General features: G+C 69.7%; 21 protein-coding genes and 1 pseudogene. 12 read left to right on the top strand and 10 right to left on the bottom strand.

The genetic code is table 11. The features are described 5' to 3' along the window. Positions 1-58: 58 nt before the first annotated feature. Complete coding sequence (locus tag SD455_RS14400) at positions 59-1,951, bottom strand: HNH endonuclease signature motif containing protein (RefSeq protein ID WP_445508544.1); 1,893 nt, start codon at positions 1,949-1,951, stop codon at positions 59-61. 279 nt (positions 1,952-2,230) lie between these two features. On the opposite strand from SD455_RS14400, the gene SD455_RS14395 reads away from it, so the two are divergent. After that, complete coding sequence (locus SD455_RS14395) at positions 2,231-3,292, top strand: alcohol dehydrogenase catalytic domain-containing protein (protein WP_445508515.1); 1,062 nt, start codon at positions 2,231-2,233, stop codon at positions 3,290-3,292. 4 nt (positions 3,293-3,296) lie between these two features. Here SD455_RS14395 and SD455_RS14390 read toward each other — a convergent pair whose 3' ends face one another. Continuing rightward, a complete protein-coding gene (locus SD455_RS14390) occupies positions 3,297-3,626 on the bottom strand; it encodes a VOC family protein (RefSeq protein WP_445508514.1) in 330 nt (109 codons plus the stop codon). A gap of 95 nt (positions 3,627-3,721) precedes the next feature. On the opposite strand from SD455_RS14390, the gene SD455_RS14385 reads away from it, so the two are divergent. The 3 genes from SD455_RS14385 (at position 3,722) to SD455_RS14375 (ending at position 7,126) form a co-directional block, all read left to right on the top strand. Next, on the top strand, positions 3,722-4,456 hold the full coding sequence (locus tag SD455_RS14385) for a sulfite exporter TauE/SafE family protein (protein ID WP_445508513.1): 735 nt from the start codon (positions 3,722-3,724) through the stop codon (positions 4,454-4,456). A 106-nt stretch (positions 4,457-4,562) separates the two neighbouring features. Then, on the top strand, positions 4,563-6,155 hold the full coding sequence (locus SD455_RS14380) for an NAD-dependent epimerase/dehydratase family protein (RefSeq protein ID WP_445508512.1): 1,593 nt from the start codon (positions 4,563-4,565) through the stop codon (positions 6,153-6,155). 35 nt (positions 6,156-6,190) lie between these two features. After that, positions 6,191-7,126 carry an aldo/keto reductase gene (locus SD455_RS14375; RefSeq protein ID WP_445508511.1) on the top strand — a complete coding sequence of 312 codons (936 nt, stop codon included), beginning with the start codon at positions 6,191-6,193 and terminating at the stop codon, positions 7,124-7,126. A gap of 11 nt (positions 7,127-7,137) precedes the next feature. On the opposite strand, the gene SD455_RS14370 is transcribed toward SD455_RS14375, so the two are convergent. Further along, complete coding sequence (locus tag SD455_RS14370) at positions 7,138-7,962, bottom strand: aldo/keto reductase (protein ID WP_445508510.1); 825 nt, start codon at positions 7,960-7,962, stop codon at positions 7,138-7,140. A 56-nt stretch (positions 7,963-8,018) separates the two neighbouring features. Between SD455_RS14370 and SD455_RS14365 the strand changes: the two genes are divergently transcribed. Further along, positions 8,019-8,594 carry a protein-L-isoaspartate O-methyltransferase family protein gene (locus tag SD455_RS14365; protein WP_445508509.1) on the top strand — a complete coding sequence of 192 codons (576 nt, stop codon included), beginning with the start codon at positions 8,019-8,021 and terminating at the stop codon, positions 8,592-8,594. Here SD455_RS14365 and SD455_RS14360 read toward each other — a convergent pair. Genes SD455_RS14360 through SD455_RS14345 form a run of 4 tightly spaced genes read right to left on the bottom strand, consistent with a single transcriptional unit; the run spans position 8,478 to position 13,886 of the window. Continuing rightward, positions 8,478-10,661, bottom strand: a complete 2,184-nt coding sequence (locus SD455_RS14360) for a hypothetical protein (RefSeq protein ID WP_445508508.1) — start codon at positions 10,659-10,661, stop codon at positions 8,478-8,480. The two genes, SD455_RS14365 and SD455_RS14360, sit on opposite strands and share 117 nt — an antisense overlap. After that, positions 10,661-11,221 (bottom strand): hypothetical protein, encoded by a 561-nt coding sequence (locus tag SD455_RS14355; RefSeq protein WP_445508507.1) that lies wholly within the window; start codon positions 11,219-11,221, stop codon positions 10,661-10,663. The genes SD455_RS14360 and SD455_RS14355 overlap by 1 nt, the downstream gene beginning before the upstream one ends. 2 nt (positions 11,222-11,223) lie before the next feature. Further along, entirely contained in the window at positions 11,224-12,891 is a 1,668-nt protein-coding gene (locus SD455_RS14350; protein WP_445508506.1) for a phenylacetate--CoA ligase family protein, read from the bottom strand. Between the two features lie 5 nt (positions 12,892-12,896). Continuing rightward, complete coding sequence (locus tag SD455_RS14345; RefSeq protein WP_445508505.1) at positions 12,897-13,886, bottom strand: helix-turn-helix transcriptional regulator; 990 nt, start codon at positions 13,884-13,886, stop codon at positions 12,897-12,899. Positions 13,887-13,972: 86 nt separating this feature from the next. Here SD455_RS14345 and SD455_RS14340 point away from each other — a divergent pair, with 86 nt between their 5' ends. After that, positions 13,973-14,560 (top strand): mycothiol transferase, encoded by a 588-nt coding sequence (locus SD455_RS14340; RefSeq protein WP_070159135.1) that lies wholly within the window; start codon positions 13,973-13,975, stop codon positions 14,558-14,560. 20 nt (positions 14,561-14,580) lie between these two features. On the opposite strand, the gene SD455_RS14335 is transcribed toward SD455_RS14340, so the two are convergent. Further along, positions 14,581-15,108 (bottom strand): O-acetyl-ADP-ribose deacetylase, encoded by a 528-nt coding sequence (locus SD455_RS14335; RefSeq protein WP_445508504.1) that lies wholly within the window; start codon positions 15,106-15,108, stop codon positions 14,581-14,583. Between the two features lie 107 nt (positions 15,109-15,215). Here SD455_RS14335 and SD455_RS14330 point away from each other — a divergent pair. Next, a pseudogene (locus SD455_RS14330) lies at positions 15,216-15,815 on the top strand (cation:proton antiporter domain-containing protein); the annotation flags it as partial. 100 nt (positions 15,816-15,915) lie between these two features. Further along, positions 15,916-16,725, top strand: a complete 810-nt coding sequence (locus SD455_RS14325; protein ID WP_445508503.1) for an NAD-binding protein — start codon at positions 15,916-15,918, stop codon at positions 16,723-16,725. A 445-nt stretch (positions 16,726-17,170) separates the two neighbouring features. Here the strand turns inward: SD455_RS14325 and SD455_RS14320 are convergent, their stop codons facing one another. Next, on the bottom strand, positions 17,171-18,787 hold the full coding sequence (locus tag SD455_RS14320; RefSeq protein WP_445508502.1) for an ABC-F family ATP-binding cassette domain-containing protein: 1,617 nt from the start codon (positions 18,785-18,787) through the stop codon (positions 17,171-17,173). A gap of 238 nt (positions 18,788-19,025) precedes the next feature. Further along, positions 19,026-19,607 carry a GNAT family N-acetyltransferase gene (locus tag SD455_RS14315; RefSeq protein ID WP_070159139.1) on the bottom strand — a complete coding sequence of 194 codons (582 nt, stop codon included), beginning with the start codon at positions 19,605-19,607 and terminating at the stop codon, positions 19,026-19,028. 41 nt (positions 19,608-19,648) lie between these two features. Here SD455_RS14315 and SD455_RS14310 point away from each other — a divergent pair, with 41 nt between their 5' ends. The 4 genes from SD455_RS14310 to pheT all read left to right on the top strand — a co-directional run bounded on the left by SD455_RS14310 (position 19,649) and on the right by pheT (position 24,597). After that, the gene (locus SD455_RS14310; RefSeq protein ID WP_139827711.1) at positions 19,649-20,200 is read left to right on the top strand and encodes an SRPBCC family protein; all 552 of its coding nucleotides are present in this window, start codon (positions 19,649-19,651) and stop codon (positions 20,198-20,200) included. After that, entirely contained in the window at positions 20,197-20,637 is a 441-nt protein-coding gene (locus SD455_RS14305) for an NUDIX domain-containing protein (RefSeq protein ID WP_070159140.1), read from the top strand. Before SD455_RS14310 ends, SD455_RS14305 begins: the two co-directional genes overlap by 4 nt. Before the next feature lie 317 nt (positions 20,638-20,954). After that, entirely contained in the window at positions 20,955-22,055 is a 1,101-nt protein-coding gene (gene pheS, locus SD455_RS14300; RefSeq protein WP_445508501.1) for a phenylalanine--tRNA ligase subunit alpha, read from the top strand. A gap of 4 nt (positions 22,056-22,059) precedes the next feature. Beyond that, positions 22,060-24,597, top strand: coding sequence for a phenylalanine--tRNA ligase subunit beta (gene pheT / locus SD455_RS14295; RefSeq protein WP_445508500.1), 2,538 nt, complete (start codon positions 22,060-22,062; stop codon positions 24,595-24,597). Positions 24,598-24,648: the final 51 nt, after the last annotated feature.

Genomic DNA, 24,648 nt, shown 5'->3' with positions numbered 1-24,648 from the left:
GGGTGCCGTCCTCAGCTGGTGGTTCGTGCCGAAGTGGTGTGGGTGGTGGTGCGGTGTGTCAGGGGTGGTCGCGGTCGCGGGTGCGTTCTTCGGCGTGGAGGAGTTTGAAGAGCGCATGGGGCGCGGTGCGACGGTGAGGGTCAGGACCACGGGACATCGCGCGCAGGGTGTTCCAGCTCAGGCGTGTCAGGGGTGGGGGTCTGTGCTGGGACCGGCGGGTTCGAGGTGGCGACGATGTTGTTGGCGGGGGTGCTGTTGGCGGAGGTGGCGACGCCGGGGGATTCTGTGACGCTGTTGGCTTCGGTGGTGTGGGCTGGTCCTCTGTGCTGAGCAGTCCGTGGGACTTGATCCGGTGGTGCCTGCGGCACAGGGCCTGGAGGTTGGTCCCGCTGGTGGGGCCTGCCGGGTAGGGGAGCCGGTGGTCGAGATCGCAGCGCTGCGCCGGGATAATGCACCCCGGCGCCTGGCAGACCCCATCGCGGAAGATGATGGCATCGCGCAGCCGGGCAGGCGCGTAGCGACCGGTATAGGTGATCGAGAGGATGTCCGGGGATGCGTCTTCTGCACTGGGCTGGATCGGGCTGGGCTGGATCGGGCTGGGCTGGGTCGGGCTGGTGGTGGCGGGTGTGGTGGCGTGGTACCAGTCGTGGCAGGTGCGGGGATCACCGGCGAGGTGGCGGGCATCGCTGGCTGGGATCACCCAGTTCCGGTCGGCACTGATGCCCGGAGCGTCGCTGTGTCCGGTCAGGGTGGTCTCAGGGATCATCACCGCGATCTTCGCCTCCACCGGGGCGCCCTCGACCCGACCGTCCAGCAGCCAGGCGGCGAACAGGTCAGCCTCCAACTGAGCCAGAGTCCGACAATCCCGCGACTCAGCTGTGTCAGCTGTGTCGGCTGTGTCGGCTGTGGGGGCTGTGGGGGTTTCGAGGCGGTCGGAGTCTCCAGGGGCAGGGGTCTCACCGGGAAGGACCTCAGGGCCGTCCTGGACCTGGACGGGAACGAGGTCGCTGGTGATCGGACCAGCGGCGGGGCCAGTCTGGTCGGTGATCGGGGGCAGCTCGGGGTGTTCGACAGGCAGCACCGGCTGGGCGCTGGTGGCCTGCGAGCTCTCCCCGCCTGTGGGGCTGTCCCGGCCGGTGGTGCAGGATCCGGTGGTGCAGGATCCGGTGGTGCAGTGCGTGTCGGTGTGGGTGTGGGTGTCTGCGGGGGCGGGGATCCTGTGGTGCTGGTGGCCGCGGGCGACTGCGCGGAGTCGGTTCGCGATCGCGGTGGCCGCCACTGTGGGCAGACGGGCCTCGAGGTAGCTCATCGCGTGGTCGTCGTGTTGGAGGCGTACCCATCGATCCGCCCGGGCGGTCTGGCAGTCCTTCTCGTATTGGGCGGGGTCCAGGGTGGCGGTGTAGCGGCGCAGCCAGGCTCGCAGCTCACCGAGGGTCATCCGGGTTGCCGCTGCGGCGGCCGCGGTGTCGAAGTCTTCACAGTGCGCGGCCTGGATCAGGGTGGTGGCGGTGGTGGTGATCGCGCGCAGTCGGGCGGTGTCGATGACCCCAGCGGTGTAGGCCTTCCAGGTGGCAGGAAGCTGTCGGCGGGCGGTGCGGGCGGCGGTGAGCATCCCGGAGGCGACCTGTTCACTGACTCCCAGGGTGGTGGCGGCGTCACCGGTGGCGGCGTCGAAGATCGCGCGGCGGGTGTGATGGTCCAGCCCGGCGGTGTGGGCTTCTCGGGCTCGGCGGTCTTGGTAGTCCAGCAGGTTGGTCAGGGCTTGGGCTTCGGTCTGGCGGGTGGTGATGATCAGTGCTCGGGCTTCGGAGAGTTCTGGTTCTTGGGCCAGGTGCGCGGCTCGGGCGGGCCAGAACACGGCGCCAGCGTCAGCAGCAGCACCGTCGTCGCTGTGCTGGCTGTGCTGGCTGTGCTGGTCTGGGTGGTGGTTCGCCCCGTCCTGGTCCTCCATGTCTGCCACGCTATCCACCTCCTCTGACGTCTCTGCTGCCCCTACTGCCCCTACCGCCCCTGCCAGGGTGCCCTCCCCGGCTGCCCAGTCGCGGGGATCCTCCACCGTTTCCTCCTGGTGCTGCTGAGTCTTCCTGCACCCTCTGACACATCCCGGAGCGGCGGGACCCGACCTCCGAGCCCACCGTCCGAGCCGATTCTCTACGTTCACCAGGACCCTACGACGCGCCTGTGACACATCCATCGAGCTCAAGCACCGAACCGTGCCATGCTTCTTCCCATGCGAGCAGTCGTCATCGAGGAGATCCGTGCCCACCCTGAGGTGCGGGAGGTACCCGCCCCGGACGCCCCGGACGGCGGCGTCGTCGTGAGTGTGGAGGCCACCGGCCTGTGCCGCAGCGACTGGCATGCTTGGGCGGGGCATGAGGACATCGCCTGGCCGCATGTGCCGGGTCATGAGCTGGCGGGGATCATCCAGGCGGTCGGCGCCGGTGTGGAGAAGTGGCACCCCGGGGACCGTGTCACGGCGCCGTTCGTGTGCGGCTGCGGCCGGTGCCGCTGGTGCTGTCAGGGGGAGCCGCAGGTCTGCCCCCACCAGGAGCAGCCGGGATTCACGCATTGGGGCTCCTTCGCCGAACAGGTCGTCTTGCACGCCGCGGACGCCAACCTCGTCGCCATCCCGGACGGAGTGAGCTCACAGGCCGCGGCGAGTCTCGGCTGTCGATTCGCCACCGCGTATCGAGGACTTGTCGGCAGGGCCCGGATCAGCAGGGGCGAGACGCTGGCGGTGATCGGCGCCGGCGGCGTCGGGCTCAGTGCGGTGATGATCGGACGTGCGCTCGGCGCGGAGGTGATCGCGGTGGATCGCAGTCAGGCGGCGCTCGATCTGGCCCGCAGTCTGGGTGCTGCGCATACCATCCTGGCCCCGCAGGGCCCGGGGGCGCCAGGGAAGGACGAGGGCATTCCAGATGGCGTCTCGGAGCTCACCGGCGGCGGGGCCGACGTCGCCGTCGACGCCGTGGGCTCAGAGCAGACCTGCGCGGATGCGATCCATAGTCTTCGGCGTCAGGGCCGGCATGTGCAGATCGGACTGCTGCCTGCGGCATCCGGGCACCCACGGGTGCCCATGGATCGGGTCATCGCCTGGGAGCTGGACGTCCTGGGCAGCCATGGCATGGCCGCTGGCGCCTACCCGGAGATGCTGGCGATGATCGCCGACGGCCGGCTGGACCCGGAGCGGCTCATCGCTCGGACCATCGGGCTCGACCAGGCCGCCGCCGCCCTACCCGACATGGACCGTGCCCCGCAGGCCGGAATGACCATGATCGACCCTCAGCGCTGACCGGTCACAGATGCATGCCCACGTTGACCACCGTGCCGGAGCTGTCGCGGTAGAAGAAGCGGCGCACACCCCAGGCCTCGGCCGAGAGCGGATGGACGATCTCGAGCCCCGCCTCCTGAGCCCGCTGGTAGGCATCCTCCACGTCATCGACGAACACCGACGCCTGCGGGTTCACCGGCGCGGAGGCGTCCTGCGTCATCAGTCCGATCTGGGCCCCGGCGCCGTCGGCGAGGAATGCGATCCAGCCCAGGTCCATCACGAGCTCCAGACCCAGCACGGCCCGGTGCTCCTGGACGGCTGAGGGCAGGTCGTCCACCGTGAAGATGGGTGTCACTCTCTGCACTGTCATGGATCCATGCAACGACGACATCCCACAGCTGGCAAGGTGCGCCGTCCCGACTCCGGCCGGCGGCGCATTAGGCTGTCACGGTGATCGACCTCGACCTTCTCGGGTGGGCGATGCTCGCCGTCGGCGCGCTCATCGTCGGCCTGTCCAAGACGGCGGTGCCCGGTGCAACCACCCTGGCGGTGGCGATCTTCGCCGCCACGATGCCGGCCCGTGAGTCCACCGCAGCCCTGCTGGTCCTGCTGCTGGTGGGTGACCTCTTCGCGGTCTGGATGTATCGGCGCGACGTCGACTGGGGCACCCTGCGACGCCTGGTCCCGGCCGTGCTGGTGGGTTTGCTGGTGGGCGCCGTGTTCCTGGGGCTGTCCTCCGACGTCGTCGTCCGGCGAGTGATCGGTGCCATCCTGCTGGCGCTGCTGGCCTTCACCCTGTGGCGGCGTCGATCAGCCGCCGACGCCGCGGAGCTGGGCAGGACGGCCGCCTACGGCTACGGCTGGCTGGGCGGGTTCACCACCATGGTCGCCAACGCCGGGGGACCGGTGATGAGCATGTACCTGCTCGCCATGCGCCTGCCGGTGAAGACCTTCCTCGGCACCACGGCGTACTTCTTCTTCGCGGTCAACCTGTCGAAGCTGCCGTTCCAGGTGGGCCTGGGCCTGCTGAACCTGCAGGTGCTGGCGATCGCGGGGATGCTGGTGCCGCTGGTCGTCATCGGGGCCTTCATCGGACGGTGGATCGCCGTGCGCATCTCCCAGCGGCTCTTCGACCGGCTGGTGCTGGTGCTCACCGCCGTCGGTGCGGTGAACCTGCTCCTCTGACCACCCCTTGTGCCCCGGCGGCAGGCATGGTCTGGTGGAAGACCACCTTATGTGACCGCACAGCGTGCTGAGCCAGCACAGCACCGCCGGATCGAAGGTGGACCCCGTGCACATCGCCGTCGTGGGAGCCACCGGGAACGTAGGCTCGGCCGTGCTCCGAGAGCTGCATCACCGTCAGGAGGTCACCTCCGTGGTGGGCATCGCCCGCCGCCTCCCCGACACCGACGTCGATCCTTATGCCTCTCCCGAATGGGCCACGATCGACGTCCAGTTCCCCGAGTCGGTGGCCGCCCTGACCGAGAGCTTCGCCGACGTCGACGCCGTCGTCCATCTGGCATGGCTCGTCCAACCGAACACGGAGCGGGAGCTGCTGCGCCGGGTCAACGTCGACGGCACCCGTCACGTGCTGGAGGCGGCAGCCGCCGCGGGGGTCCGGCGTGTCGCCGTGGCCTCCTCGGTGGGCGCCTACTCGCCGGTGGAGGACGACGATCCCCGGGCCGAGGACTGGCCGACCGACGGCATCCCCGGCTCGCACTACAGCGAGGACAAATCAGCTCAGGAACGCGTCATGGACGAGTTCGAGAGGGCACATCCTGACGTATCGCTGGCCCGCCTGCGTCCGGGCCTGGTCTTCCAGGGCTGTGCGGGTTCGGAGATCCAGCGATATTTCGCCGGACGATGGGCGCCGGTGCAGGTGCTCGGGGCGGTCCGTCCGCCGCTTGTCCTCCTGCCGGCCGGTCTGCGGCTCCACGCCGTGCATGCCGCCGACGTGGCGTCGGCCGTCGCCGAGGCGGTGATCCGTGGAGCTGAGGGGCCCTTCAACCTCGCCGCCGACGACCTGCTGGACGCTCACCAGCTGGCGAAGGTGTTCTCCGCAGGACGAGGCAGGGCTGTGACGGTCCCGGCCAAGCCTGTGCGCTCGGCCCTGCGCGTCGCCCATCGTGCGGGGGTGGTGCCCGCTGACGAAGGCTGGTTGGATCTGAGCCTGCGCGCCCCGGTGCTGGACACGACGCGCGCCCGGCAGGAACTGGGCTGGCGCCCGCTGCGCAGTGCGGCCGAGGCTGTGGAGAGCGTCCTGCAGGGCATGATCTCCGGCGACGGTGTGGCCTCGCCTCCCCTGAGGCCCCGCTCCGGTCCGGAGCCGGAGAGTCCCGCTCTGCCGCACGCCGGTCACCGGCTCACCGGGTCGGTCGACGCCGGCCTGCTGCGCCAGTACCTGGCCGATCACCTCACGGGCGCCACAGCAGGGGTCAAGCGGATCGAGGCGATGGCGGAGGCGTATCAGGACACGCCGGTCTTCCCACAGATCTCCGAGGTGGCCGGTGCGATCCGTCGTGAGCACGCCTTCCTGCAGGGCCTCATGCTCCGCCAGGGATTCCCCCGTCCGGGCCCTTCGGCCTCGCTGGCCTGGATGGGGGAGAAGGTCGCCCGGCTCAAGCCCTACGGGCGGGCCCCGCTGCGCCGCTCGCCCACCGCGCTGCTGCTGGAGTGCGAACTGATGTCCAGCGCGGTGACCGGCAAGCTCCACGGGTGGCTGGTCTGCCGGGAGCATGCCGAGGAGCTGGGCGTGGAGGCGGCCGTGTTCACCGAGCTGATCGGGGATGCTCAGGCCCAGCTGGAGACGTTGCGCGAAGCGCATCGACACACTCGGCAGAGCGCCTTCCGCGACGGCATGCCGGAGGACCCTGCGCGTCTGTGACCCCGCTGACCAGGGGCCGCGATAGGGTTGTGACCATGCGCACACAGCAGATCGCACAGACCGACATCACGGCCCCCAGCGTCACACTCGGCCTGATGAGGATCGCGGAGAAGACCGATGAGGAGATCCGCGAACTCGTCACCGCGGCGCGTGAGGCCGGCGTCGACTTCTTCGACCACGCGGACATCTACAGCACAGGGCTGACCACCCATGGGTGCGAACGGCGGTTCGCGGAGGCGATGCGGCTGAGCCAGGCTGAGCGGGAAGAGATCACCCTCCAGACCAAGGCCGGGATCGTCAAGGACGGCCCGTACTACGACTTCTCCTATGAGCACATCGTCAGCTCGGCGGAAGAGTCGCTGCGTTCCCTGCAGACCGACTACATCGACATCCTCCTGCTGCACCGCCCGGACATCCTCGTGGAGCCGGAGGAGGTGGCCCGCGCGTTCGACCACCTGGCCTCCACCGGGAAGGTGCGGCACTTCGGGGTCTCCAACCACACCCCGGCGCAGATCGAGCTGCTGCGCACGGCCGTGACCCAGCCCGTGGTGGTCAACCAGGTGCAGCTGTCCATCTCGCACGCTGCCATCCTGGCCGAAGGGATCATGGCCAACACCGTCGGCCAGACCTCGGCCGTCTCACCCAACGGGGAAGGGATCGTGGAGTACTGCCGGATCAACGGCATCACGCTGCAGGCATGGTCCCCGTATCAGTCGCCGCACGGCGTGTTCATCGGCTCCACGCAGTACCCGGAGCTCAACGCCGTGCTGGACCGGCTGGCGCACAAGTACGCGGTGACCCCGACGGCGATCGCCACCGCCTGGATCACCCGCCACCCCGCACGCATGCAGGTGGTGCTGGGCACCACCCGGGCGGACCGGGTCGCTGAGGCCGCATCGGGCTCCGAGATCCCGCTGACCCGCCCGGAGTGGTACGAACTGCTGCGCGCCGCAGGCCACCGGGTCCCCTGAGGCGGGACTGGTCATCCCTCGAACGAGTCCGGGTGCCCTCCGCGGCGCCCGGACTCACCCTTGTCCAGACCGGTGAGCGCCGCCATCTCCTGCTCCGAGAGAGTGAAGCCGAAGAGGTCGCCGTTGTCCCGCATCCGATCCGGGCTGTCGGTCTTGGGGATCACCACGTCTCCGCGCTGCACGTGCCAGCGCAGGATCGCCCTGGCCGGGGACACTCCGTGGGCGCCGGCGACGTCGGCGATCACCGGGTCCGCGAACTCATCCCCGCGGCCCAGCGGGCTCCAGGCCTGCACGGCCGTGCCCAGCTCGGCGCAGCGGGCGCGGACGGCGTCGTTGGTGAAATAGGGGTGGACCTCGATCTGGTTCACCGCGGGCACCACGCCGGTGTCCTCGACGAGCCGGTCCAGGTGGTGCGTCTGGAAGTTGGAGACTCCGATCTCACGGGTCAGCCCCGCCTCGGCCAGCTCGATCATCGCCTCCCAGGTGGAGACGAAGTCGCCGCCGTAGAGGGTGGGCAGCGGCCAGTGGATGAGGAACAGGTCCACCTGCTCCAGGCCGAGCTCCTGCAGCGAGCCCTCCAGGCTGGGACGGACATCCTCGGGACGGTGGCGATCGTTGCGCAGCTTCGTGGTGACGAACACTTCCTCGCGCGGCAGACCGGAGGCCCGCAGCCCGGCGGCGACGCCGGCCTCGTTGGCGTACATCTGGGCGGTGTCCACGTGGCGGTAGCCCGCGCGCAGCGCCTCGGTGACTGCTGCTGCCGTGTCACGGGTCCTGTAGGTGCCGAAGCCGAGCTGAGGGATGGTGGAGCCGGAGGGAAGACTGATGCTGGTCATGCCTCGATCCTAGGACCTACGGCAGGCCGGCCGCAGCGACGTATCATGAGGACACCATGGCAGAGTCGCACTCACCTGACGCCGTCGCCCGCGCGATGGACGAGGTGCCGCGCGTCGATTTCCTCCCGTGGCCGCAGCGCCGGTTCGCCGCCGCCGACGAGCCGCTGTCCATCGGGCACGGCCAGACCAACTCCCAGCCCAGCACTGTGGCCCGCATGCTGCGGCTGCTCGATGTGCGCGCCGGTCAGCGCGTGCTCGACGTCGGCTCCGGTTCCGGCTGGACGGCGGCCCTGCTGGGGCACCTCGTGGGCGCCGGCGGCCAGGTCTTCGGGGTGGAGCTCATCCCCGAGCTCGCCGCCCGGGCGCGCCAGGCGGTGGAGCTGCAGGCGATGCCCTGGGTGAAGGTGCGTCCCGCCGAGAGAGACACCCTCGGACTGCCCGACGTCGCACCCTTCGACCGGATCCTCGTCTCAGCGGATGCGGCGCAGACCCCGCACGAGCTGATCGACCAGCTGTCACCGGACGGGGTCATGGTGGCCCCCGTGGTGGGGGAGATGCACCGAATCCGCCGCACCGAGGACGGCGTCGAGACCACTCTGCACGGGCAGTACCGCTTCGTGCCGCTGCACTGAGCGTCGGGCCGAGCGGGGTGGGACGTCGTCGGGGATCCCCACCCGGAAGTACGCCACCGGGTGCTCGACACCCAGCCGCCCCACGGTGGCTGGGCAGTCGATGACCTCCGAGGCTGGGGAGACCGCAAGCCCCTGCCGGTGCAGGCGCAGCCACAGGCGCTGCAGCCGCCGCCCCGCCTCCACCAGGCCGGCCGGCGAGCGGTCCGACCAGGACATGACCACCGGCACACCGGTACCCGCACCCGTCAGCGGAGGGGAAGTCCGCCCCAGCAGGGCGGGGAGGGCCGGCCGGATGCCTGTGAACAGCCGCTGCACGAGTCGGGACTGCACCGCCCGTGGCAGCTGCAGACACTCGGCGGAGAGCCCGTCCTGGTGCCAGCGGGGATCCTGAGGGTCCAGGCGCAGCCAGTCCAGCAGCTCGGCGACCAACTCCGGGGTGGCGGACAGGTGGCGACCGGCGCGGCGCTCCAGCGGGTCGGCATCGAGGGCGTCCAGGATGTGGAAGCCTTCCGGGAGGTCCAGCGGCCCGGGAGGCAGCAGGCGCCCCCGGTGGACCCGCCGGTCCAGGACGTCCTGCACGGTGGGAGCGGCTGCCGCACCGAAGGCGGGCCGGGTGCCGTGCTCCGGGCTCCAGCTCAGGCGGATCCTGAGGTCGGGCCCGGCCCCTGTGACCTCCTCGAGGCTGACGTGTTGGCCTTCGGCGAAGGCTGCGACGGCGAAGGATTCGATCCACGCGCCGAGGCTCAGCTGCACGTCCCGGTGGGTCGGGTCTCCCACCGGCAGGGTGCACGAGGGGTCCACGGTCAGGCGCAGCGTCGACGTTGCGGCCTCCGGCTGGGGCACCCATGGCTGGGTGTTGTGTGCGCTGGGGGCCCGCTCCGCCACCTGGCACCACCGCTGAGGTCCCTGCAGCGTCGCGCCGTCGCCCGGGCCGACCCGGCGGTGGAAGAAGCTCAGCCGGTGCAGCGGATGCCCGCCCGCGTGGGCGAAGACCCGGGACGAGCCGGGATTGTCCTCGCCGATGCTGGTCACCCGCAGATGCTCCCAGCCCCCGCCATGGAGCTCCGCGAACAGTTCCCGCGACACCAGGGACAGCAGGCCTTCCCCCTGGCGGCCTGGACGGGTGCCCTGGACGATCAGCACCGCATCCTGGTTCCCGCCCAGCAGCCTCGGCAGCTCCCGGAGCCCGAGCTCGCCGCGAGACCGGCGCAGGATCGGAGCCGGGTCGGGAACCACCAGGGCGAAGCTCACGATCCGCTCGGATTCATCGGTCAGCAGCACCACCAGCCGCGGATCCATCAGCAGCTCCAGGCCGGCGGTCTGGCGCGCCATCTGGCGGCGGGAGATCGGGGTGAAGTACGGCAGCTGGGCGAAGGAGCCGTTCAGCGCCTCCCGCAGCCGCTCCACTTGGCCGCCGCGGTCGCGCAGCCGCAGGCGCGAGGCGGGCTCGCGGCGCACCCCGGCGGCTTCCAGCTCAGTCGGGTCGGGACGACGACGGCGGGCGGGCGGAATGTCCCGCACCGCCACCTCCCAGGTCGACGCCGGATGCCAGGGGGAGAACCCCGCGGCGCGGAGCCCGTCGGCCAGCTCGGGTGTGGTCCAGGGGGAGTCGAAGAACGCCTCTGCGGCGAACCCGGAGGTCAGGGCGCCGCCCTGCTGGTTGGGCAGCAGCTCCATCGGGCCCAGCAGACCGGTCGCGCCGGCGCGGAGCGCGCGGTTCTCGACGGCGTCCAGCAGCGTCTGCAGCACGGCAGGTGAGGACGCTTCCACCGCGCCGAAGAGCTGGAAGGGGCCGGGACCCAGCGAGGCGCTCAGCACGGAGTCCAGTTCGGCGGAGCGGTGGGTGACGCAGCGGCCCACCGGGACGCCGTCGTCGTCGCGGACCAGGAGCAGGGAGAGCTCGTCGACATGGGGGTGGTCGCCGCAGAACCAGGCCCGGACGTCGTCGGCGAGCAGCGGCACCGCCTGGGTCGTGCGGGAACCCAGAGTGAGGAACTCCTCACAGGCCGTGCGGGTGCGGACCTCCTCGACGGTCAGCCGCGACGCGGGCATCGGCGTCTCCGGCATCAGCGTCTCCGGTGCAGTGGATTGAGCGCCCGGGCGAGAGCTCTCACCCGCCCGGCACCGGTGATCGTGGCGCGGAGGTCGTCGGGCAGGTCGCCGGGCCGCCGGGCGCCTGGCGAGCGATCCTGCCAGTTCTCCACCATGCGCAGCTCGTCGCCCTCGGCCCGCCAGGTGCCGTTGACGTAGCCGACCTCCTCCACCTCCAGGATCCGGATGAACCCGCCGACCACGGGCGCCTTCGCCGGGTCGGCCGATCCGGTGCCCGTCTCCGGGGAGGTGCCCACCAGCCAGTGCATGATCGCATGGTGCTCCGGGGCCTTGGCGAAGGCCATCAGCGACTCCCGGGACTCAAAGCACACCACCAGGCCGATGCGCAGCGGGAACTCGTAGTAGCTGCGATGCCACAGGTAGCCCGGCGCATTCTTCAGCGCCTTCGCCAGAGGGCCCCAGGTCACCAGCTGTTCCAGGAACGCTCGGGGAGAGCGGTACTCGTTGCAGCCGAGGAACAGCGCCCCGGTGCGGGCCTGCGGGGCGCGGCAGGCGGAGAAGTCACGGGTGCGCATCCTCATCCCTCGCTGCGCCGGAGGTACACGTTCTTGATCTTCCGTCGGGAGACGTCATCGGTGAAGGGGCCCGAACGCCAGGGGTGGATATGCACGAGCAGCTCCGCGGCGCTGGGGTCCTCCTCGAGAGACTCGGCGACATCCCGTGAGACGGAGGCCAGATGCTCCAGCACGCCGGTGGCGATGGTCTCCGCCAGGCGCTCGCGGGCGCCGTCGGCGAGGGCGGCGTCAGGAAAGAACTCCGGGTCCCGCAGCTGGACGTGCAATGCAGGCCGATGTTCCAGGTCCCCGGTCTGCTGCAGCTCGATCTGGAAGGACTCGATGAGCCGGGCGACCTCGGGGTCCCGATACAGGCCGTTCTGCACGTCCACCGGGTAGATGTTCGCCCCCATGTAGGAGATCGTCGAGTCGCTGCGGCCGAACAGCAGCAGGAAGGGCAGCTTCATCCGTTGGTGCCGGTACGCGCGTTTGAGCCGTGGGACCAGGCCGGGAAAGTCGGCGGTGAGCTCCACCATCTCAGGGAAGGTGAGCAGGCGGGCCTCGTCGCCGATGTTGTAGCGGAGCCGCGGGCTCATCACCGCCGCCGAGTTGATGGTGGCCACCAGCTCGTCGTCCTCGGTGGTCTCCAGGAAGGTCTCCAACGGGTTGTACTGGAAGACCATCGGAATGCGGGTCTCCTCCTCGCCGAGGACCCGCTCGCGGAAATCCGGGTTGCTGATCAGCTCGCGGCGCAGCGTCACCGAGAGATCGGTCTCCCCACCCATGCCGATGGTCAGGTCCGAGGCGCCGTAGCCGGCGTAGACCCGGTGGAAGCGACGTTCCAGGTGATCCCGGAGACCCTCCGTCATCGCCTCACCGCCGACGAACCCGTTGAGCCGGAAGTCGGCGAACTCCTCCCCGGCGGCGTCGAGCCGGTCCGCCAGATGCTTCAGGAACGGCGGGTAGGCGGTGATCAGGTAGGTGAAGCCGGGACCGAAGTGGCGCAGCGTGTCGAGGATCTTCTCCAGGTCCGGACCTGTGTTCTTCACCATGGCGATCTTCGCCATCGCCTGACCGGTGTTGGTGCCGGTGGCCCAGGCCCCCATGGAGAACGCGTTGATGCAGAACAGGTTCTCCTCGCCGAAGAGCATGGTCACATAGCCGGCTACGTTCTTGTGCACGGTGTCGAGCTCCTGCTTGGAGCGCATCCAGTTGAACGGAGTGCCCGAGGAGCCGGAGGATTCGTCCACCACGGTCCCGGCGACGTCGATGCGTCCCCGCCAGCAGCGGGGCGCCTCCTCGTAGCGGCGGACGTACTCGTCCTTGGACGTCGGAGTGTAGGAGGTCAGGTCCCACCAGCTGAACCGGTAGCCGGTGCGGGCCAGATAGTCCTGGTAGGCGGGCACGTCGAGTGAGGCGTGTTGGCAGATCATCCAGGCGTTGAGCTGGGCGAAGCGTTCCAGGGCGGGGTGGTAGTTCCGGGCGGTGAACCGCCACAGCAGCGGGTCGGCGCGGTAGAGGCGGTAGGCCGCCGTCAGGCCGAGGTTCGCCGAGCGCAGCATCACCTGGCGGGCGATGTTGACCGGGCCGCGGCGGATCGGCAGGCGCCGCAGATGGGCCTGCGCCTCATCAGGCGCCACGGGGCGCAGACGGAGGGCCTTGAGCGAGGACAGCAGGGTGGAGGGCGGCATGAGGGTCAGTCTATGACGCGTGCCACGTCAGGGTCAGCGGCGGTGCGTACCGAGATCAGATCGTGGCCGAGCCGATGGATGGCTTCCAGCACTTCTGGAGGATCGACCACCTGCATCGGCAGCCTCAGCTCCGCCAGGTGCACGGCCACCCATTCGGCCTCGTGGGCTCCCACGGTCATCAGGCAGCGGCCAGGACCAGCGGGGACGACGTCGGCGGCATGCGGTGAGATCCGGGCGCGCACCTGGTCCGCGGGCGCCTCCACGATCACTCGCGCCACCAGGGCGTAGGGGGAACGCAGCACCGCCTCCTTCACGGTGGCCACGGGGTCCGGCGACGGGATCGCGGTGTAGCGCAGCGTGGTCACGTGCAGGTCGCTGATCCGGTCGACGCGGAAGGTCCTCCAGTCCCGGCGCAGGTGGCACCAGGCGAACAGGTACCAGCGTCCGGCGAAGGAGACCACGCGGTAAGGGTCCACTCTCCGCTCCGTGGCACGCCCGGCGCGACGATGGGCGAAGGTGACGGTGCGGCGTTCCGCCGAGGCCTCGGCCAGTCGCGCCACGTGCTCGGCCGGGGTCCCGGCGTCGCGGTTCCCGATGACGGCCGTGCCCCGGCGCACCTTGTCGGCGGCCGCAGACACCTGTGGGGGCATCGTGCGGCTGACCTTGGCCAGTGCGGACAGTGCCGCATCCTCCAGTCCGGAGAGGCCGAGGTCGGTCAGGTGGGCCGGGCCGAGCACGACGGCGGAGGCCTCCTCCGGCTCCAGGACCAGCAGCGGCCGGTCGGATCCTGCCACGAGCCGGTAGCCGCCGCCCTGTCCTGCCGTCGACTCGATCCCGTACCCGAGGTCCCTCAGGCGCTGGACGTCACGCCGTACCGTGCGCGTGGTGACACCCAGCCGCTCGGCGACCTCCTCGGCGCTGGCCGAGGAGCGTGCCTGCATGAAAGCGAGGATCTGCAGGGCGCGGCGAGTGGGATCGGTGGTGTCGCGGGGCATGGTTCTACCGTACTCGCAGGATGCGGACGGAATCTGTCCGCAATGGCGTGGACACTGGAACACAACAACCCCGAGAGGAGACCGTCATGCCCTTCCTGACCCCTGAGGTGACCGATGAGCGGGACGCCTGTGCCACCTATGCCGTCCAGCAGTTGGAACAGCTGCGCATCGCCGCGCTGGATCTTGACGACGCCCAACTCCGTGCGGCCCCCACCGCCGGCACTCTGAGCATGGGCGGGCTGATCGCCCATGTGGCACAGGCCGTTGTCCGCTGGCTGCATCATGTCTACGTCCACGGAGTCGCCGTGCAGGACAGGGGGCTTGCCGAGGAGGCCTTCGTCCTGGGCTTCGACGGATTCTGGACCGGAGAAGAGGTCCCGGAGGAGACCGGCACGCAGCTGCGTGACCGCCTGGCGACGGCGCGGGATCTGGTCCGTCCCGTGCTGGCGGACGCGGACTTCGATGCGCGGGTGCCGATCCCGGATGCTCCTTGGTTCCCGAAGGAGCTCGAGTCCTGGAACGTCCGATGGGTGGCCCATCATCTGGTGGCCGAAGTCGCGCGGCATGCGGGACATGCGGACATCATCCGTGAGCACCTGGACGGACAGATCGCCTATGCGCTCAACGCCCGGGACGTCGGGGAGAGCTTCGACTGGGCCGAGTACGCGGGGTGATCTTCCGCTGCGGCCTGTGATCACGCGCAGAGGTCGGAGAGGTGCTCGCGGAAGGCTGCGGCCACAGGTGCGGAGAACAGGACGAATCGGACCTCCACGAGTCCCGCCCAGTGGGTCGGCTCCTCGGTCAGGGCACGGCGGGCGGCGCGGGCGACGTCGTCGGCCTCCCACCCATAGACGCCGGCGCCGATGGCCGGGAAGGCGACGCTGTCGGCACCCAGGCGCAGGGCCTCCAGCAGGGACTCCCGGAAGCAGGAGACCAGCACGGAGGGGTCGGTCTCGCCCGCGTGCCGGTTCGGTCCCACGGTGTGGATGACCCAGTCGGCAGGCAGCTGGCCTGCCGGAGTGGATGCCGCGCGGCCAGGCGGCAGGCCTTCAGGCCAGTGGTGAGCCCGCAGCGTCCGGCAGTGCTGGAGGAGTTCCGGGCCGGCCGCCCGATGGATGGCGCCGTCCACGCCGCCGCCGCCCATCAGGGAGGAGTTCGCCGCGTTGACGATCGCGCTCACGTCCTGCTCGGTGATGTCCCCTTCGACCACGGTGACGCGCATGCGCTCTAGGATAGAGGGCTGTTGACCCCGTGCAGGATCCCTGGAGGCCCACCGTGCATGAGATCGCCCTGACACTGATCGTCGCCGCCGGAGCGGGGCTGCTCGCCATGGTGTGTCGTGTCCCTCCGCTGGTCGGGTTCCTGGCAGCCGGCTTCGTGCTGGGTTTCCTGGACGTTGAGCCGTTTCCCGGGTTGGAGACCATCGCGGACATCGGGGTCATCCTGCTGCTGTTCACCATCGGTCTGAAGTTCGACGTCCGTGCCCTCATCCGGCGTGAGGCCTGGGGGACGGCTTCCATCCATATGGTGTTCCTCGCGCTGGTGGCCACGGGGTTCCTGGCGCTGCTGGCCGTCGTCGGGCTCAGCACACTCGATGGCGATTGGAGGACTCTGATCCTTGTCGGCTTCGCACTCTCCTTCTCCTCGACCGTGCTGTGTGTGAAGGTGCTGGAGGAACGCTCCGATGACGGCTCCTACTACGGGCAGACCGCCATCGCGATCCTGGTGTTCCAGGATGTGGCCGCCGTCGTGTTCATCACCGCCACCGGGGAAGAGTGGCCCAGCCCGTGGGCGCTGACGCTGGTGCTACTGGTCCCAGCCTCCTGGCTGCTGCGGAAGCTCCTGGAACGGGTCGGCCATGGAGAGATGCTGGTGCTGTTCGGCGCCGCCTTGGCCCTGGGACCCGGCTATTGGCTGTTCTCCAGCTTCGGAATCAAGGGCGACCTCGGCGCTCTCGTGATCGGCCTGCTGCTGGCGACCCACCCGCGAGCTGGCCAAGGGCCTGTTCAGCGTCAAGGAGCTGTTCCTGGTGGGATTCTTCCTCACCATCGGGATGGGCACCACGCCCACCTGGGCGGACCTGGGCCTGGCCGCCGCGCTGTGCGTGGTGCTGCTGCCGCTGAAGACCGTGGGGTTCATGCTGCTGGGCCGGGCGTTCGGTCAGCGGAACCGCACTGCGGCCATGTCTGGGCTGGTGCTGGGCAACTTCTCGGAGTTCGCCCTCATCGTCTCTGTCGTGGGGGTCTCGGTCGGACTGCTGGAGGAGCAGGAGCTCGTCGTCATCGCGGTGGCCGTCGCGCTGTCCATGATCCTGTCCTCGCTGCTCAACGGTCGTGGTCACGAGGCAGTGGATCGCGTCGCCTCGTGGCTGCCGGGCGAGGATCCGGATCGCCTGCGCCCCTCGGATCGGCCCATCGAGACCGGTGAGGCGCAGGTCCTCGTCCTGGGCATGGGCCGGGTGGGTCGGGCGGCCTATGACGGGGTGCAGGGCAGAGGCTTCCGCGTCGTCGGGATCGACAACGATCATGTGACCGTCGAGCGTCTGCGCTCCCAGGGATATGACCTGGTGGAGGGGGACGCCACTGACCACAGCTTCTGGGACCGGGTGTCTCACTCGGGGATCGTCGAGCTGGTGATCCTGGCGATGCCGGTCCATGACTCGAACTCCTTCGCCCTGTCACAGCTGGAGAAGTCCAGCTTCGACGGCCAGGTGGCCGCCGTCGTCCAACATGATGAACAGGCACACGCCCTGGAGGCACGCGGAGTCCAGGCGGTGTTCAACCTTTACGAGGGAGCAGGGGTGGCTCTCGCCGATGCCGCCTGCAGCGATCTGCGCTGACCAAGTGGGACCGGCTTCCGGGCCGTGACGCGAAGCGGGCCGCCTCTCCCGCGGCGTGAAACCCGGAGAGGCGGCCCGGCAGGCTGCGTGGTCTCAGAGTCCCAGGCCGGCCAGCAGGTCGAGGACCGTGTCGGTCAGTCCGCCGGCGATGGCCAGGACAGTGTCGAGCAGGCCAGAGATCATGGTGGAGCACCTTTCGTCAGGATGTCGTTGTCATCTCGTTCACCGCATCGGCGGCGACGAACCTATCCTGACAAAAGTGCTTAAGCGGTTCGCTACAATCATGTTTCCTTCGTGTTAATCATCATCCTGTCTCCGGAAGGAACTGGATCATCACGGAGTCGACCCCAGGTCAGCACATCCACGCGGACTCCGGCGATCAGGAAATTCTCCCTCTCCACGCCCTCCTGGATGAAGCCGGCCGCGCGGGCGACCACACCGGAGCTCAGGCATCGGCGGTCATCCTCCCGTCGTCGATGTTCCCGTCGGCCACCAGGATCCTGCGGTCGAGGTCGAGCTGCTCCAGAAAGTGCTCATCGTGGCTGACTACCAGCAGAGCCCCTTGATGGGACCGCAGGGCCTGCACCAGGTGCCGCACGCTGGCGAAGTCCAGATTGTTGGTCGGCTCGTCGAGGATCAGCAGCTGGGGTGCGGGCTCGGCCAGCAGCAGACTCGCCAGCGTCGCCCGCCATCGTTCGCCGCCGGAAAGGCTGCCTGCCGACTGATGGACGGCGTCGCCCCGCAGGAGGAAGAGTGCCAACTGATGCCGGATCCGAGTGAGGTCGGCCTCCGGTGCGTGGCGGTGCACGTTCTCCAGCACGCTCAGCCCGGGGTCCAGCACCTGGAGGTTCTGCGGCAGCAGGCGGTGCGGCACCAGCAGCTCGCCCTCGCCGTCGGCGGGGTCCTCCTGTCCGGAGAGGCACCGCAGCAGGGACGTCTTGCCCACGCCATTGGGCCCGGTCAGCGCCACGCGCTCAGGCCCGCGCAGCGTCAGATCCAGCACAGCGGAGCCGTAGGCCGGACGCAGCGACCGTGCTCTCAGGACATCCCGACTGGCGGGAACGGCGGTGTCCGGCAGGTCTATACGGATCTCTGCATCCTCCCGGACCCGGCGCTCCGCCGACCGCAGGGTCTCCCTGGCCTCGTCGAGCCGGCCCTCGTGGAGGGTTTTGAGCCGACCCGCCGACTCTTCGGCGCGACGCCGGTAGGCGTGGGCGACGATGGGCGGCAGGCTGTCCGCCTTCTTCCGTCCCTGGCGGTCCCGACGGGCCTGCTTGGTGTGCTGGGCGGTCAGGTCGCGCTGCTGTCGCCGAACGTCTGACTGCGCGGTCGCCACGGCCTGGGCGGCCGCCTCCTGTTCGGCGGCCACTGCCGCCTCGAACAACGACAGGCCTCCTCCGTACCAGTGGATGCCGCCGTCGCGGACCTCTGCGATGCTGTCCACGCGCTCGAGCAGGTCACGGTCATGGCTGACCACCACCAGGGTGCCGGGGAAGTCCAGAATGAGGTCATGGACGCGGCTCCGAGTCGCGGAGTCGAGGCTGTTCGTCGGCTCATCGAGCAGCAGCACGTCGGGGCGCCGCAGCAGCTGCGCAGTGAGGCTCAGCAGCATCAGCTCCCCGCCGGAGAGCGATCCGACGGGCCGGTCCAGGTCGATGGCGTCGAGACCGATCCGAGACAGGGCCGCGGTGAGTCGCTGATCGATGTCCCAGTCCTCGCCGACGAGGTCGAAGTCTCGGACCTCCACCGAACCGGCCTCGATCCGGCGCAGCGCCGACAGGGTCGTCTCCACACCGAGCAGGGCCGCGACCCGACGTCGAGGGTCGATGGCCGGGTCCTGGGGGAGGCTCGCGAGCTCACCGGAGAACCGGACGTGGCCCCCGGTGGGGGCGAGCTCCCCCGTGATGATCTTCAGCAGCGTCGATTTTCCGGCGCCGTTGTCGCCGACGATCCCGTGGCGCCCAGGGCCGAGGCTGAATGTGACACCGTCGAGGACCGTGTGGCCGTCAGGCAGGCGAAAAGTGAGATCGGTGCAGGTCAGAGCACCAGTGATGTGCAACATGAGGAGTCTCCGGGGTGCGCAGGGGCGGGGGATGCGTGGAGACGCTGCACAGCGAGGCGGCTGTCGGGCCGAAGGCGTCGTGCCGCAGATGGGGCCGAACGCAGGCGAAGCACCGAACCGTCAGAGAGCACAGTGACCCTGCCGCGCGACGGCGGACGGGCTGTGCAGGTCTCAGACGTCAGTTCTTCACCGGTCACCTCGTGGTCGACGACAGGGCCGAGTTCAGAATAGCCCCGGATCAGGACGAAGGCCAGGCCCGGTACTCGGACTCCATCAGCCCCATGGAGACCTCGTCGTAGAATCGTCCGCGGTGGAGGACGGACTCCCGACGTCGACCCTCCACGCCGAAGCCGAGCCTCTCGTAGAGGCTCATAGCACGGGCATTGAAGGAGAAGACCGTGAGCTCCACCTTCCGGGCCCCCATCTCGTCGAAGGCCAGCCGCAGCATCAGCCGCACCGCCTCCTCTCCGAGGCCCTGGCCCTGGGCGGGCGGACCGAGCACGACGCCCAGGGTCGCAATGCGCGCCGGCACGGTGAGTCCGTGCAGGGAGATGTGCCCGGCCACCGTGCCGTCGTCGACCCGGGTGACCGTGTAGCCGACGGCCCCGGGGGAGTCGTTCCGTGCCCAGGCGGAGATCAGCTCCCGCACGTGGGTCTGAGGCTGCTGGACGATCCGTGTCTGCTGGAACAGCGCGACGTCCGGCTCGTTCCACCACTCGGCCAGCACCGGCAGGTCGTCTTCGATCGTGGCGCGCAGCGCCACCTTGTCTCCGGTGAGCAGGTTCGCAGCCCAGCTCCTCAGCTCGTCAAATTCACCCATGGCTCCTGACCCTACCGGCGGGTTCGCGTAGGCTGGAGCGTATGAGCGCAGAGCAGCGGGGATCCCACCATCAGGGCGCCGGTCAGGCGCCGCGCGAGTGTGCCGCCTATGGCGAGAACGGTGCGCAGGACCTGGGCTACGACCCAGACCACTGCGGCCGTGTGGTCACCGCGCATGACGTCGTCCGCGCGGATGCCGCGGCCATCTTCGAGCTCATTGCGGACCCCTCCCAGCAGTCCGCATGGGACGGCAATGAGAACCTCGCGCACGCGGAGCCCGGGCAGCGGGTCAGGGCGGTCGGTGACGTCTTTCGGATGACACTGACCAACGGCAAGACTCGGGAGAACCACGTGGTGGAATTCCTCGAGGGAGAACTGATCGCCTGGCGGCCCGCCACCATGGGTGAGCCGCCGGCGGGACACCTGTGGCGGTGGTCGCTGGCGGAGCTGTCCTCCGGCGGAGTGGAGGTCACCCACACCTATGACTGGTCGCAGCTGACCGACGAGGCCCGTGTGGAGCGGGCGCGCACCACGACCGCAGAGATGCTTGCGGCCTCGGTCAGCCGCCTGAAGGCACTCGCCGAGTCCGCGTGACGGGCCCCATCACCACTGTCGTCGCCGCCGCGGTCCTCCGCCAGGCGGCCCAGGGGCCGCCCGAGCTTCTCATGGCCCGCCGCACCAGACCTGAGGCGATGCGTCGGCTCTGGGAGTTCCCCGGAGGGAAGCTGGAGCCGGGAGAGAACGCCCGCGACGGCGTGCACCGGGAGCTGGCCGAGGAGCTGGGCATCCAGGTGGCCCTCGGTGAGGAGATCTGCGCATTGGGAGAGAATGGCGTGCCCGGACTCGGCTGGCGGCTCTCCGGCACCGCGGTGATGCGCCTGTTCCAGGGGGAGCTCATCGAGGGTGTCCCGTGGCCCCTGCAGGATCATGATCGTCTGGACTGGGTACCGGTGAACCCTCAGCTGCTCGATCACCCGTGGATTCCGGCGGACCGGCCCATCGTGGAGGAGCTGCTGCGGCGTTACGCCTGACGCTGCCGGGATCCGCGCTCTGACACGCCCGGCAGTCCTGTCACGCAGCCCCCAGACATGGGAGACGCGCGCAGAAGCAGTGAGGAGGGCTTCTGCGCGCGTCGCGCTTCCCATCGCGCACAGCCATTAGAACACGTATTCTACACGCCCCGCAAGCCTTCGGTGCGCTTCATCGAAGATGTGTTCGACTCGGGGAGTCTGTGAGAAAACTGTCAGAACACGGGTTCGAGACGGCGTCGTGACTCGACTCGGCAGCCTGGCGGGCCAGCGCATAAACTGACCGGGATCGTCCCCATTTCGCTCACAGTTGGAGAAGCATGTCCAGGACTGACACCAGCCCCGAGGTCCAGGAGCAGGAGGCCGCGTCCGCCGCTGACCGCGCGGCACCGCATCCGCTCGACGAGAACGCCGTCGAGACCTGCGTCCAGAATGCCCTCGCCGCCTTCGACGAGGCTGCAGACCTCGACCAGCTCAAGGAGGCGCGACTGGCCCACACGGGTGAGAAGTCCCCGATCGTGCTGGCCAACCGGCAGATCAAGGACCTCGCCAAAGACGAGAAGAAGGACGCCGGCAAGCTTCTCGGCGGCGCCCGCGGCCGCATCCAGAAGGCGCTCGCCGTCCGGACCGAGGTGCTGGAGGCCGAGCATGCCGAGCGGATCCTCGTGGAGGAAGCCGTCGACGTCACCGCCGCGCCCCGACGTCACCCCCTCGGAGCCCGCCACCCGCTGACCGTCCTGCAGGAGCGGGTCTGTGACGTCTTCGTCGGCATGGGCTGGGAGATCGCTGAAGGTCCCGAGGTGGAGTCCGAGTGGTTCAACTTCGACGCGCTGAACTTCGATCCTGACCACCCGGCCCGGGAGATGCAGGACACCTTCTTCGTGGAGCCCAAGGACTCCCATCTGGTGCTGCGCACCCACACCTCTCCGGTGCAGGTCCGCTCTCTCCTCGAGCGGGAGCTGCCGGTCTACGTGCTGTGCCCCGGCAAGACGTTCCGCACCGACGAGCTGGACGCCACCCACACTCCGGTGTTCCACCAGTTCGAGGGCCTCGCCGTGGACAAAGGGCTCACCATGGCCGACCTGCGCGGCACCCTGGAGCACTTCGCCCGCCAGATGTTCGGACCCCAGGCGGCCATCCGCCTGCGCCCCTCCTACTTCCCGTTCACCGAGCCCAGCGCGGAGATGGACATCTGGCACCCCGGGGCCACCGGTGGTCCGCAGTGGATCGAATGGGGCGGCTGCGGCATGGTCAACCCCAACGTCCTGCGGGCGGCAGGCGTGGACCCGGAGGTCTACACCGGATTCGCCTTCGGCATGGGTGTGGAACGCACGCTCATGTTCCGCAACGACGTCTCCGACATGCGCGACATGATCGAAGGCGATGTCCGTTTCAGCCAGCACTTCGGAATGGAGGTCTGAGGGCATGCGCATCCCCCTGTCCTGGCTTCGTGAACTCACCCAGCTCCCGGCGGACGCCACGCCGGAGGACCTCATGGCCGATCTGGTCCGCGTCGGGCTCGAGGAGGAGGACGTCCACCGTCCTTCCGACGAGATCTCCGGTCCCATCGTCGTCGGCGAAGTCCTGGAGAAGACCCCCGAGCCGCAGAGCAACGGCAAGACCATCAACTGGTGTCGGGTCCGCGTGGTCCCAGAGGGCCAGGTGCAGAACCTCACCGGGGACGGCATCTCACCCGACGGCGTCCAGGGCGTGGTCTGCGGCGCCCACAACTTCGAGGTCGGGGACAAGGTCGTGGTGACCCTGCCCGGCGCCGTGCTGCCCGGCGATTTCCGGATCAGCACGCGCAAGACCTACGGACACGTCTCGGCCGGGATGATCGCCTCGGTCCGTGAGCTCGGCATCGGAGAGGACCACGACGGCATCCTCGTGCTCTCCACCCTCGGACTGGACCCGGAGATCGGCTCCGATGCTCTGGAGCTGCTCGGGCTGGACGACTCGGCCGCGGAGATCAACGTGACCCCGGACCGCGGCTACGCGTTCTCCATGCGCGGTGTGGCCCGCGAATACGCCCACGCCACGGGGACCTCCTTCACCGATCCGGCCTCCACCGTCGAGGTCCTCGCCGACGGCGCCCCGGGGCACGAGGTGCTGCTGGAGGACGAGGCGCCCATCTACGGCGTCGCCGGCTGTGACCGCTTCGTCGCGCGCAAGGTCGAGGATGTCGACGTCGATGCGCCCACCCCGCCGTGGATGGCCGCCCGGCTCCGGCTGGCCGGGATGCGGCCGATCTCCCTGCCGGTGGACATCTCCAACTACGTGATGTGGGAGCTCGGCCAGCCGCTGCACTTCTACGACGCCGAGACGCTGCGTGGCCCGATCCGGGTCCGCCGCGCTCAGGCCGGCGAGACGCTGACCACCCTGGACGAGAAGTCTCGTCAGCTCCACGCCGAGGACCTGGTGATCGCCGACGACCGCGGCGCGATCGGCATCGCCGGCGTCATGGGCGGTGCGGACACCGAAGTGGGGGAGGGCACCACCAGCATCCTCATCGAGGCGGCACACTTCGACCCGGTCAGCGTCAGCCGCAGCAAGCGTCGCCACAAGCTGCCCTCCGAGGCGTCGAAGCGCAACGAACGCGGCGTGGACCCCCTGCTGCCGGCGGTCGCCGCTCAGCGGGCAGTGGATCTGCTGGTCCAGCTGGCAGGCGGCACGGACACCGGTGAGGTCACAGCAGTCGGCACTCCCCGGCTGCCCGAGCCCATCCTGCTGGATCCGGCGCTGCCCGCCCGCGTGGTCGGCGTCGACTACACCCGAGACCAGGTCGTGGCCACGCTGGAGGAGATCGGCGCTCAGGTGGAGTCTGAGGGTGAGGCGCTGAGGGTCTCCCCGCCCAGCTGGCGTCCGGACCTCACGATCCCCGAGGCGCTGGTCGAGGAGATCGCACGCCTGATCGGCTATGACCAGATCCCCTCCCGGCTTCCGGTCGCCCCGGCCGGCCGCGGCCTGACCCGCGAGCAGCAGCGGCGCCGCCAGGTGCTCAGCGGCATGGCGGCGGCAGGCTTCACCGAGACGCTGAGCTACCCGTTCTACTCGGAGGAGGCCAACGCCCTGTTCGGCCGCACCGACGAGGGCGAGCTGGACATGCTGCGTCTGGCCAACCCGATCGCCGCTCAGCACGGCACCCTGCGCACCACGGTGCTCCCGGGGCTGCTGGACACGCTGCGCCGCAACGTCTCCCGCGGATTCACCGACCTCGCACTCTATGAGGCGGGGCTGGTGTATCTGCCGGGCGACAGCCTGGGCAGCCCGAGCATCCCGCCGCTGGGCGCCCGTCCGGGCGACGACGCGCTGGCCGGGCTGGAGGCGGGGATCCCCCACCAGCCGTGGCATCTGGTCGTCGCGGTCGCCGGCGCGGAGCCGGCCCCCAACCCCGGGCAGCCGGGGCGTGCCCGAGACTGGGCCGATGCCGTGGATGCCGCCCGCACCGCCGCCGAGCTTCTCGGCGTGGACCTCACGGTGCGGCAGGGGCATCACCAAGCCTTCCATCCCGGGCGCACCGCGGAACTGGTGGTCGACGGCGCCGTCGTCGGTCACGCGGGCGAGCTGCACCCGAAGGTGGCGGAGGGCTGGGACCTTCCGGCGCGCACTGCCGTGATGGAGCTCGACCTCAGCGCCCTGCTGGCGGCCGCGCCGGAGAAGGTGGCGGCGGAGCGGCTCTCCACGTTCCCGGCGTCCACGCAGGACGTCTCGCTCATCGTGGAGGAGGCCCTGCCCGCCGGCGAGCTGGAGTCCACGCTTGCCACAGGCGCGGGCGAGCTGCTCGAGGAGATCCAGCTCTTCGACGTCTACGCCGGAGAGGGGATCGAGCCCGGCAGGAAGTCGTTGGCCTATGCCCTGCGCTTCCGGGCCGAGGACCGCACCTTGACCGCGGAGGAGGCCTCCGCCGCCCGGGAGGCGGCGGTGGCGCTGGCGACCGCACGCCACGGCGCCGTCCAGCGCTGAGGCCCAGTCCGACGACGTCGGCCCCTCCCCCTGGTGATCCAGGGGGAGGGG

The sequence above is a fragment of the Nesterenkonia sp. K-15-9-6 genome, from assembly GCF_052656005.1.
This window is presented reverse-complemented; position numbering and strand designations above follow the sequence as displayed.